General features: G+C 73.2%; 11 protein-coding genes. 8 read left to right on the top strand and 3 right to left on the bottom strand.

Annotation, left to right across the window (positions count from 1 at the left end; genetic code table 11):
• The first annotated feature begins 38 nt into the window (after positions 1–38).
• The 4 genes from H9652_RS19205 (at position 39) to H9652_RS19190 (ending at position 3,161) form a co-directional block, all read left to right on the top strand.
• Positions 39–689 carry a TetR/AcrR family transcriptional regulator gene (locus H9652_RS19205; RefSeq protein WP_191798390.1) on the top strand — a complete coding sequence of 217 codons (651 nt, stop codon included), beginning with the start codon at positions 39–41 and terminating at the stop codon, positions 687–689.
• Positions 679–1,455, top strand: a complete 777-nt coding sequence (locus H9652_RS19200; RefSeq protein ID WP_191798388.1) for an ABC transporter ATP-binding protein — start codon at positions 679–681, stop codon at positions 1,453–1,455. The genes H9652_RS19205 and H9652_RS19200 overlap by 11 nt, the downstream gene beginning before the upstream one ends.
• Positions 1,452–2,279 (top strand): ABC transporter permease, encoded by an 828-nt coding sequence (locus H9652_RS19195; RefSeq protein ID WP_191798386.1) that lies wholly within the window; start codon positions 1,452–1,454, stop codon positions 2,277–2,279. Before H9652_RS19200 ends, H9652_RS19195 begins: the two co-directional genes overlap by 4 nt.
• Positions 2,280–2,396: 117 nt before the next feature.
• Positions 2,397–3,161: a hypothetical protein gene (locus H9652_RS19190; protein ID WP_191798384.1), complete on the top strand. Its 765-nt coding sequence runs from the start codon at positions 2,397–2,399 to the stop codon at positions 3,159–3,161.
• A gap of 61 nt (positions 3,162–3,222) precedes the next feature.
• On the opposite strand, the gene H9652_RS19185 is transcribed toward H9652_RS19190, so the two are convergent.
• Both H9652_RS19185 and H9652_RS19180 read right to left on the bottom strand, forming a co-directional pair.
• Positions 3,223–3,894 (bottom strand): potassium channel family protein, encoded by a 672-nt coding sequence (locus H9652_RS19185; protein ID WP_191798382.1) that lies wholly within the window; start codon positions 3,892–3,894, stop codon positions 3,223–3,225.
• Positions 3,895–3,963: 69 nt separating this feature from the next.
• Positions 3,964–5,340, bottom strand: a complete 1,377-nt coding sequence (locus H9652_RS19180; RefSeq protein ID WP_191798380.1) for a TrkH family potassium uptake protein — start codon at positions 5,338–5,340, stop codon at positions 3,964–3,966.
• Positions 5,341–5,623: 283 nt separating this feature from the next.
• On the opposite strand from H9652_RS19180, the gene H9652_RS19175 reads away from it, so the two are divergent.
• Positions 5,624–6,820: an acetoin utilization protein AcuC gene (locus tag H9652_RS19175; RefSeq protein WP_318244282.1), complete on the top strand. Its 1,197-nt coding sequence runs from the start codon at positions 5,624–5,626 to the stop codon at positions 6,818–6,820.
• Positions 6,821–7,012: 192 nt separating this feature from the next.
• Positions 7,013–7,111 carry a 30S ribosomal protein bS22 gene (locus H9652_RS19170; protein ID WP_003792170.1) on the top strand — a complete coding sequence of 33 codons (99 nt, stop codon included), beginning with the start codon at positions 7,013–7,015 and terminating at the stop codon, positions 7,109–7,111.
• Positions 7,112–7,354: 243 nt separating this feature from the next.
• Here the strand turns inward: H9652_RS19170 and H9652_RS19165 are convergent, their stop codons facing one another.
• On the bottom strand, positions 7,355–8,164 hold the full coding sequence (locus tag H9652_RS19165; protein ID WP_138825704.1) for an HAD family hydrolase: 810 nt from the start codon (positions 8,162–8,164) through the stop codon (positions 7,355–7,357).
• Between the two features lie 106 nt (positions 8,165–8,270).
• Between H9652_RS19165 and H9652_RS19160 the strand changes: the two genes are divergently transcribed.
• Entirely contained in the window at positions 8,271–8,606 is a 336-nt protein-coding gene (locus H9652_RS19160; RefSeq protein WP_318244281.1) for a glutaredoxin family protein, read from the top strand.
• A gap of 95 nt (positions 8,607–8,701) precedes the next feature.
• Positions 8,702–9,403, top strand: coding sequence for a redox-sensing transcriptional repressor Rex (locus H9652_RS19155; RefSeq protein WP_191798379.1), 702 nt, complete (start codon positions 8,702–8,704; stop codon positions 9,401–9,403).
• The last annotated feature ends 27 nt before the right edge of the window (positions 9,404–9,430 follow it).

Genomic DNA, 9,430 nt, shown 5'->3' with positions numbered 1-9,430 from the left:
GAGCGCGGGTGCGCTGCGCCGTCGGGCACAATCGGGGCATGAGCGCTGGTGCGGTGAGACGGGGCCGTCGGCCTGCGGGGGAGGACACCCGGGCGTCGATCGTGGCCGCGGCGCGCGAGGAGTTCGCCGCCAAGGGGTTCGACGCGGTGAGCATGCGCGGCGTGGCCCGGGCGGCCGGGGTGGACCCCGGGCTCATCCGGCACTACTTCGACGGCAAGGGTGAGCTGTTCGCGGCCTCGCTCGTCCCGGCGGGGGCGGACCCGCAGGCGCTCGCGGGCCGGCTCGCGCAGGGCGGGCTCGTCGGGCTGGGGGAGCGGCTGGCCCGCACGGTCCTCGCGGTGTGGGACGCCCCGGACGGCCAGGTCCAGCTCCGGCTCGTGCTGTCGGGGATGTTCTCGGCGGACGAGCACGTGCAGGAGCTGCCGCGCTACCTCCAGCGGACGGTGTTCGACCAGGTCGCGGCACTCCTGCCGCGCGCGGTCGCGGCCCGTCGGGTGAGCCTGGTCGCGAGCCAGGTGCTCGGGGTGCTCGTCGCGCGTCACCTGCTGCGGATCGAGCCCGTGGCGTCGATGCCGGCCGACGAGCTGGCGCTCTCGATCGCCCCGACGCTCCAGCGCTTCCTCGAAGGGGTGGACGAGGGCCTTGCGCCGGGTCCGCACGAGGAGCACAATTCCTCACATGGGGAATAACGAGCCCGTCATCAGCGTCCAGGGCCTGCGTGTCGACCGCGGCGGGACCACGGTGCTGCACGCGCTCGACCTCACGGTGCCCGAGCGACAGGTCGTCGGGCTCCTCGGACCGAGCGGCAGCGGCAAGACCACGCTCCTGCGCACGCTCGTCGGGGTCCAGGTGGTCACGGCAGGGACCGCGCACGTGCTCGGGCGGCCCGCGGGGGACCCGACGCTGCGCCACCAGGTCGGGTACGTGACCCAGTCGCCCAGCGTCTACTCCGACCTCAGCGTGACCGAGAACCTGCGCTACTTCGCCTCGATCCTCGGGGTGGGGCCCCGCGACGTCTCGCGCGTGATCGACGCCGTGGACCTCGCTCGGCACGCACGCCGCCGGGTCGGCACGCTGTCAGGGGGCGAACGCTCGCGCGTCTCGCTCGCGGCCGCCCTCCTGGGCGAGCCGCGGCTGCTCGTGCTCGACGAGCCCACCGTCGGCCTCGACCCCGTCCTGCGCCGCGACCTGTGGGACCTGTTCGCCCGGCTGCGCGACGCCGGCACGTCGCTGCTCGTGTCGTCGCACGTCATGGACGAGGCGACGCGCTGCGACCGGCTCCTGCTGCTGCGCGACGGCCGCCTGCTCGCGGACGACACCCTGCCCGGGCTCCTGGAGCGCACGGGCGCGCACGACGTCGAGCACGCGTTCCTGCGCCTCGTCGAGGACGCGTCCGTGCCCGACGGCGCCGCACCCCTCAGGAGTCCGCGCCACCTCGGAGGGGAGGCGTCATGAGCACGCACGACGCACGCAGCGCCGCCGCTGTCGCGACGGGCGCGCCCCAGGGCGAGGGGGCTCGCACACCGGTGCAGCGGGCACCGAGCGCGGTCAGCCCGCGAGCGACCCTCGCGACCGCGGGCAGGGTGCTGCGCCAGATCCGGCACGACCCGCGGACCATCGCGCTGCTCGTCGTGCTGCCGTGCGTGCTGCTGGGCCTCATCGCGTGGATGTTCGACGGCACGCCCGTGCTCGACCAGTTCGGGCCGATCCTCGTAGGCCTGTTCCCCATGATCATCATGTTCCTCGTCACGAGCGTCACGACCCTGCGCGAGCGCCAGTCCGGGACGCTCGAACGGCTCATGACCATGCCGATCGGCAAGGGGGACTTCGTGGGCGGGTACGCCCTGGCGTTCGCGCTGCTCGCGACCGTGCAGGCGCTCGTCGTCGTCGCGTTCGCCGTGTGGGTCTGCGGCATGGACGTGTCCGGGCCCGTGTGGGTTGTCGTGCTCGTCGCGGTGCTCGACGCGATCCTCGGGTCGTGCCTGGGGCTCGCGGCCTCGGCCCTGGCCCGGTCGGAGTTCCAGGCCGTCCAGCTCATGCCCGTGATCCTCTTCCCGCAGCTCATCACGTGCGGGCTCCTCATGCCCCGCGACGAGATGCCTGCGGTGCTCGAGGCGATCAGCCGCGTGCTGCCCCTGACGTACGGCGTCTCGGCGCTGCAGGACGTCGCCGCGGGCGGGACCTTCGCGGACGTGAGCGGCGCCGTCGCCGTCATCGTCGCGTTCATCGTCGGCGCGATCGTGCTGGGCACGCTGACGCTGCGGCGCCGCACGGTCTAGCGGCCGAGCCGGGCTCGCGGTTCTCACCCGCTGCCCCCTTCCGGAGGGCCGCGCCCACGTGGGAGGATCGGCGCGCTCGGGGGCGAGAAGCGACGAAGGAGTTCGCGGGTGCGACGCATGGCCCCACGGGTAGGCACCCGTGTGTTCGCAGGGACGACAGCGGCGCTGCTGACGGTCGTCGGCCTGATCCTCGGTGCGCTGCCCGCGACCGCGGGCCCCGTGAGCTCGTCGGGCGCTCCCGACCATCAGGGCGTGGGCCTCGAGGTGGACGTCTCCGGGATCACCAGCCGGTCGCAGGTCGAGGCGGACCTCGGGACCGCGGTCGCGGGTGGGGAGCTGGTCGTGCGCGGGTACGGGCTGGTGCCCTTCGCGACGTACGACGTCGACCTCCGCTCGGCCTACGCCCCGCCCGTGCGGCTCGCCACCGTGGTCGCGCTCGCCGACGGCACGTTCGAGCTCTCGACGCGGCTGCCCGGTGCGGTGCGACCCGGGACGCACGTCGTCCGCGTGACCGACCCCGTGACGGGTACCTTCCTCGACACGGCCGGGTTCGAGGTGTCAGGACCGACGGGCCCTGGCACGGAACCCGGCGGCGGCACCGGTCCTGGCGGCGGCTCCGGTCCCGGCGGCGGGCCCGGTCCCGGCGGCGGGCCCGGCACAGGTCCGGATCCTGGCGCGCGCCCCGGCGGCGCCGAGCTGGCGGCCACGGGCCCACTCCCCGGGGCGGGTGGCGTCCAGGCGGGAGTCCCGGCGGCCGGCGACCTGGCGTTCACCGGCACGGCGGTCGTGGGCGTGCTCGCCGGCGCCGGTGCGCTGGTGGTCACGGGCGTCGTCGCGGTCACAGGTTCCCGACGACGACGGCGACGCGCGCGCTCGACCTGAGCGCCGCCGTCGGGCCGTTGGGGCGGGCGACGCCACCTGGGCAGCGCCGCGGCCGGACGCATCAGGGGCGGGCCGCGAACCGTTCGAGCAGCTCGGCGTGCCCCGAGACGATGAGCAGGTCGTTCGCCGAGATACGTGTGGTCGGCTCCGCGTACACGAAGTCCTGCCCCGGGGACTTCACGCCGATGATCGTCACGCCGTAGCGTTCGCGGACCTTCGTCTGCTCGATCGTGAAGCCCTGCGTCTCCTTGGGGGGACGCATCTTGACGATCGTGAAGCCGTCCTCGACCTCGATGTAGTCGAGCAGCTTGCCCGAGACCAGGTGCGCGACGCGGCTGCCCGCGTCGGCCTCGGGGAAGACCACGTGGTGCGCGCCGATGCGCTGCAGGATGCGGCCGTGCTCGGCCGAGATGGCCTTGGCCCAGATCTGCGGGGTCCCGAGGTCCACCAGGTTGCCCGTGATGAGCACGCTCGCCTCGAGCGAGGTCCCCACGCCGACCACGGCCACGGGGAAGTCACGGGCGCCGAGCTGCTCCAGCGCGGTCGGGTTCGAGGCGTCGGCCTCGACCAGGGGGATCTGGCCCGACCACTGCGCGATGAGCTCGGGCGAGCGCTCGACCGCGAGCACGTCCTGGCCGAGCCGGTCGAGCGTCGCCGCGATCGCGGACCCGAACCGGCCGAGGCCGATCACGAGCACGCCCGCGTTCTTCTCGGGGGCCTTCTTGTCGGGCACCTGGGGGCCTTTCGTCGGGAGGGTTCTGAGAGGTTCTGAGGGATCTGTGCGGGGACCGGCCCGCGCCGGTCAGCCGATGATCGGGCGTTCCTCGGGGTAGCGGATGACGCGGCGCCGGTCGCGCAGCGCGAGCGCCGCCGCCAGCGTCATGGTCCCGGTCCGGCCGATGAACATCAACACGACGAGCACGTACTTGCCGGCGGTGGGCAGGTCCGCGGTCACGCCCGTCGAGAGTCCGACGGTCGCGAACGCCGAGATGGTCTCGAAGAGGATCACGTCGAGGGTCCAGCCCGTGATCTCCAGGAGCAGGAGGCTCGCGACGAGCACCGCGGTGGCGCCGATGAAGGACACGGCGACCGCGAGCCGCAGGGTCTCGCGCGGGACACGTCGCCCGAAGGCCTCCAGGTCGCGGTCACCGCGGGCCTCCGAGACGATCGCGAGCAGCATGACCGCGAGCGTCGTGACCTTGATACCGCCCGCGGTCGAGGCGCTGCCGCCTCCGACGAACATGAGCGCGTCGGTGATGAGCCAGCTCGACTCGTGCATGCCGTTGATGTCGATCGTCGAGAAGCCCGCGGACCGGGGCATGACCCCGGCGAAGAGCGAGGCGAGGATCTTCTCGTTGAGGCTCAGCGGCCCCAGGGTCTTCTCGTTGGTCCACTCGAACGCCGCGAACAGGACCACCGCCACGACGACCAGGACCGCGCTCGTCGTGAGCGTGAGCTTGGTGTGCAGGCTCCACCGCGCGGCGCGCCTGCGGTTGCGCATGATGTTGAGGATCACGGGGAAGCCGAGCGACCCGATGAAGACGCCGACGATGATCGGCATGAGCAGCATCCAGTCGCCCACGTAGGGCGTCAGGCCCTCGGCCGTCGGGATGAAGCCCGCGTTGTTGAACGCCGAGATCCCGTAGAACAGCCCGTGCCAGGCCGCCTCGCCGAACGTCTCCTCGAGCACGATGAACCGAGGCAGGAGCAGGAGCGCGATGGTCAGCTCGATGGTCGTCGAGGTGATGATGACGACCCGGACGAGCGAGCCGACCTCCCCGAGGCGCGTCGTCTTGGTCTCCGAGGCGGTGAGCAGCTTCTGCGTGAGGCCGATGCGGCGCGACACGGCCATGCCGAGGATCGAGGCGAGCGTCATGACGCCCAGGCCGCCGATCTTGATGCCCACGAGGATCACGACCTGCCCGTACGTGGACCAGTACGTCCCGGTCGGGACGACCACGAGGCCCGTGACGCACACGGCCGACGTCGCCGTGAACAGCGCGTCGATGAACGGCGCCGACCTCCCGGACGTCGTGGCCCACGGGGCCATGAGGAGCAGCGTGAACAGCGAGATCACGGCCGCGAAGACCGTCACGGCGAGGCGGGCGGGGGAGTGGCGGGCGAGGCGGTCGACCAGCTCGCGACCTGCGAAGAAACGCCCGGAGACGCCCTGGGCCATCGGTCCTCCGTCTCCCTGTCCGTGCGTCCTCGTCCGGGTGGACGGGTGGCGCCGGGTCCCCTGCGGGACCGAACCGGGCGCCGTGCGTGCCGATGTGTCGCCCAACTCTGCCACAGGAGCACGGGTGCCCACCGGCTGAACCGCGGGGCGCCGTCGGGCCACTGGGGGGATACCGTGTCTCCTGCCCGCCACCGAGGCCGCCGCGCGCGGTTGCGGGACCGTGCGCCGGGCACCGGCCGCACGGACCGACGACCCGGACGACCCGCCGGACCGAGGAGCGCACGTGACCGAGCCAGACACCGTGCCGTTCGTCGCGCAGGTCGTGTGGAGCCCGGACCTGCTGGGCTACGACTTCGGGCACGGGCACCCCATGTCCCCGACGAGGCTCGACCTGACGATGCGCCTCGTGCGGGCGCTGGGGCTGCTCGACGCGCCGGGCGTCGAGGTCGTCGGCACCTCGCCCGCGTCCGACGAGGTGCTCGGCCTCGTCCACGACCCCGCCTACGTCGCCGCGGTCCACGCCGCCTCGGAGCACGGTGTCGAGAACCCCGCCCTGGGCCTGGGCACCGAGGACGACCCCGTCTTCGCGGGCATGCACGAGGCCGCGGCCCGCATCCTGTCCGGCTCGTACGAGGCCGCCGGCGCCGTGTGGTCGGGCCGTGCGCTGCACGCGGTCAACATCGCCGGGGGCATGCACCACGCCCAGCGCGGTGCGGCGTCGGGCTTCTGCATCTACAACGACGCCGCGGCAGCGGTCCGCCGGCTGCTCGACGACGGGGCCGAGCGTGTCGCGTACGTCGATCTCGACGCGCACCACGGCGACGGGGTCGAGCAGGCGTTCTGGGACGACCCGCGGGTCCTGACCGTCTCGGTGCACCAGAGCGGCGCGACGCTGTTCCCCGGCACGGGGCACGCCACCGACACCGGTGGGCCAGGGGCCACGGGAACCGCGGTCAACGTCGCCCTGCCTCGCCGCACCGACGGCGAGCGCTGGCTCCGGGCCGTGGACGCCGTGGTGCCGCCCGTGCTCCGGGCGTTCCGGCCCCAGGTGGTCGTGTCGCAGCACGGGTGCGACGCGCACGGGCACGACCCGCTGAGCGACCTCGACGTGAGCGTCGACGCGCAGCGTGCGGCCGTGCACTGGGTCCACGAGCTCGCGCACGAGCTCGCGGAGGGCCGCTGGGTCGCCCTGGGCGGGGGCGGGTACTCGGTCACGTCGGTCGTCCCGTACGCCTGGTCGAACGTCGTGGCCGAGATCGTGCACGCGCCCGTCGCCCCCTCGACGCCCGTCCCGGGCGCGTGGCGGGACCACATCAGCGCGGTCGCGCACCGCGAGACGCCCGCGCTCATGGGGGACGGCGACGTCGACTTCACGCCGTGGGGCAAGGGTTACGACCCCGAGGACGAGGTGGACCGCGCCGTGGTCGCGACCCGCAAGGCCGTCTTCCCGCTCCTGGGGCTCGACGCGCACTTCGACTGACCTGCGCCTCGCCGGGTGCACCCCCGTGCGCGCGGCCCGACGACGTCACCCGGCGTCGATTTCGGGCCACCCGCCGGGAGCAGGTAGTCTAGGAGACGGACTTTTTCTCGTGTTGGTCGGTTCCCGATCAGCCGTGGACCACCATGATCGGGGCGATCCCGATCGCACACCGATCCAGCATTGTGAGGACCCATGGGCTCCGTCATCAAGAAGCGCCGCAAGCGTATGGCCAAGAAGAAGCACCGCAAGCTGCTTCGCAAGACGCGCCACCAGCGTCGCAACAAGAAGTAGCAGCGCTGCGCGGTCACGCGCAGGTTGTCGCGAGAGCCCGGAACCCCCAGGGGTGCCGGGCTCTTCGCATGCCTGGAGCACGCCGGCCGGGTGGCTGGCTCGCCGAGCGTGCAGCCCGGGTGGTCCTGGGAGGCCCGTGGCAGCCTGAACTGCACGCTCGGCGGGGGGCGCGGGGGGCGCGGGGGGCGCAGGGGCGCGGGGGGCGCAGGGACCCCCGGGGCGCCCGGGCCGGGCGAGGGGGCCTCAGAGCCCGGCGCGGCCCTTGATCGAGCGCCGGATCGATCGCAGCACGAGGCCCAGGACCCACGCGGCCCCGGCCCAGCTCGCGGTCTTGAGCCCTCGGCCCGCGACCCGCCGCCGGCGCCCTCGGAACTCGCGGATCGGCCAGCCGACGTCCTTGGCGTGCCGGCGCAGGCGCGCGTCGGGGTTGATCGCGCACGGGTGGCCGACGGCCTGCATCATGGTCACGTCGTTGAGCGAGTCGCCGTACGCGTAGGACGCCGACAGGTCGATCCCGTGCCGTTCCGCGAGCTCCCGGACGCCCGCGGCCTTCGCCCGCCCGTGCATCATGTCGCCCACGAGCCGCCCGGTGTACAGGCCCTCCTCGTGCTCGGCGACCGTGCCCAGCGCCCCCGTCGCCCCGAGACGACGCGCGATGAGCTGCCCGATCTCGAGCGGGGTCGCGGACACGAGCCACACCTGGTGGCCGGCCGCGATGTGCTCGTCGAGGAGCTTCTGGGTGCCGGGGTAGATGCGCAGCGCGAGGACCTGGTCGTAGACCTCCTCGCCGATCGCGACGACCTCCGCGACCGAGCGGCCCGCGACGAGGTCGAGGGCCCGGGTGCGGACCTGGTCGATCTGGCGCTTGTTCTCCCCGAGCAGGAGGTAGCGCGCCTGGTGGAAGGCGAACGTCACGAGGTCCGGGGTGGAGAAGAAGCCCCGCTGGTACAGCGCCCGCGCCAGGTGGAACGAGCTGGCGCCGCGGATGATGGTGTTGTCGACGTCGAAGAAGGCTGCCGTGGGATGGGTGGACCCAGGAGCAGACGTCGGCATGTCGTCCACTCTATCGGCGCTCGCAGACCCTCGCCGACGGCGCCCACCGGGCAGGGTCGCCGGCCGGGCGGCGTGAGGGGGTGTCCGAGATGCGTAGGCTGGGGTCGTGAGCCCCGCAGATCCCGCCGCAGGACAGGTTCCTGAGACCGCCGCCGGACGTGACGCAGACCAGGCCGCGAGCGCGCCCGCGCGCGTCGTGCTCTACGGCCGCGTCGGGTGCCACCTGTGCGAGGAGGCCCGCGAGGTGGTCGGGGCGGTGTGCGCCGACCAGGGCGTGGGCTGGACCGAGGTCGACGTGGACTCCGACCCGTCCGGCGCCCTCGCGGCGCAGTACGGTGACTACGTCCCCGTCGTGACGGTGGACGGCGTCCAGCAGGGGTTCTGGCAGGTCGACGGAGCGAGGCTCGCCAGAGCGCTCTCGAGGCGACGCGCCACCGGCTGACGTTCCGTCCCCGGGCGCCGAGCCTGGGATGATCCGAGACAGCAGGACAGCGAGAGCGTCAGCGACGACGACACGACGAAGCATGGGTGGTTCGGGTGGCAGAGACCCTGGGTGATACCGGTATTCCTGGCGCGACCGTGGCGCGACTTCCCGCGTACCTGCGCGCGCTGCGCGACCTCGAGGGGCGAGGCGTCGAGACGACGTCGTCGACCGAGCTCGCGGAGCTCGCGGGCGTCGGGTCGGCGCAGCTGCGCAAGGACCTGTCGTTCCTGGGGTCCTACGGCACGCGCGGGGTGGGCTACGTCGTCGACTCGCTCGCGACCTACATCACCTCGGCCCTGGGGGTCGAGGACGAGCACCGGATCGCGATCGTCGGCATCGGTTCCCTCGGGCACGCGCTCGCGAACTACTCGGGCTACGGCACGCGCGGGTTCGAGGTCGCGGCTCTGCTGGACGCCTCGCCGGACGTGGTCGGCACCGAGGCCGCGGGGCTCGTGATCGAGCACGTCGACGCGCTCGAGGAGGTCTTCGCCCGCGAGAACGTGACGATCGTCGTCCTGGCGACTCCGGCGCACGTGGCGCAGGACGTCGCCGAGCGGGTCGTCGAGGCCGGTGTCCGGGAGATCCTGAACTTCGCGCCGCGTGCGCTCCAGCTCCCAGAGGACGTGATCGTGCGGTCGGTCGACGTGGGCAGCGAGCTGCAGATCCTGGCGTTCCACGCGCAGGCGCGCGCGCTCGCGAACCGCGGCAGGGGCGAGGAGGGCCAAGGAGCCGAGACGCGGAGCGCGGGCGCCTAGCCCGACCGCTCGTCACAGCACAGGAGC

Origin of the sequence: Oerskovia rustica (assembly GCF_014836555.1) — a bacterium.
GTDB lineage: Bacteria > Actinomycetota > Actinomycetes > Actinomycetales > Cellulomonadaceae > Oerskovia > Oerskovia rustica.
The sequence above is the reverse complement of the archived record's forward strand: the minus strand, read 5'-3'. Positions and strand labels throughout refer to the sequence as shown.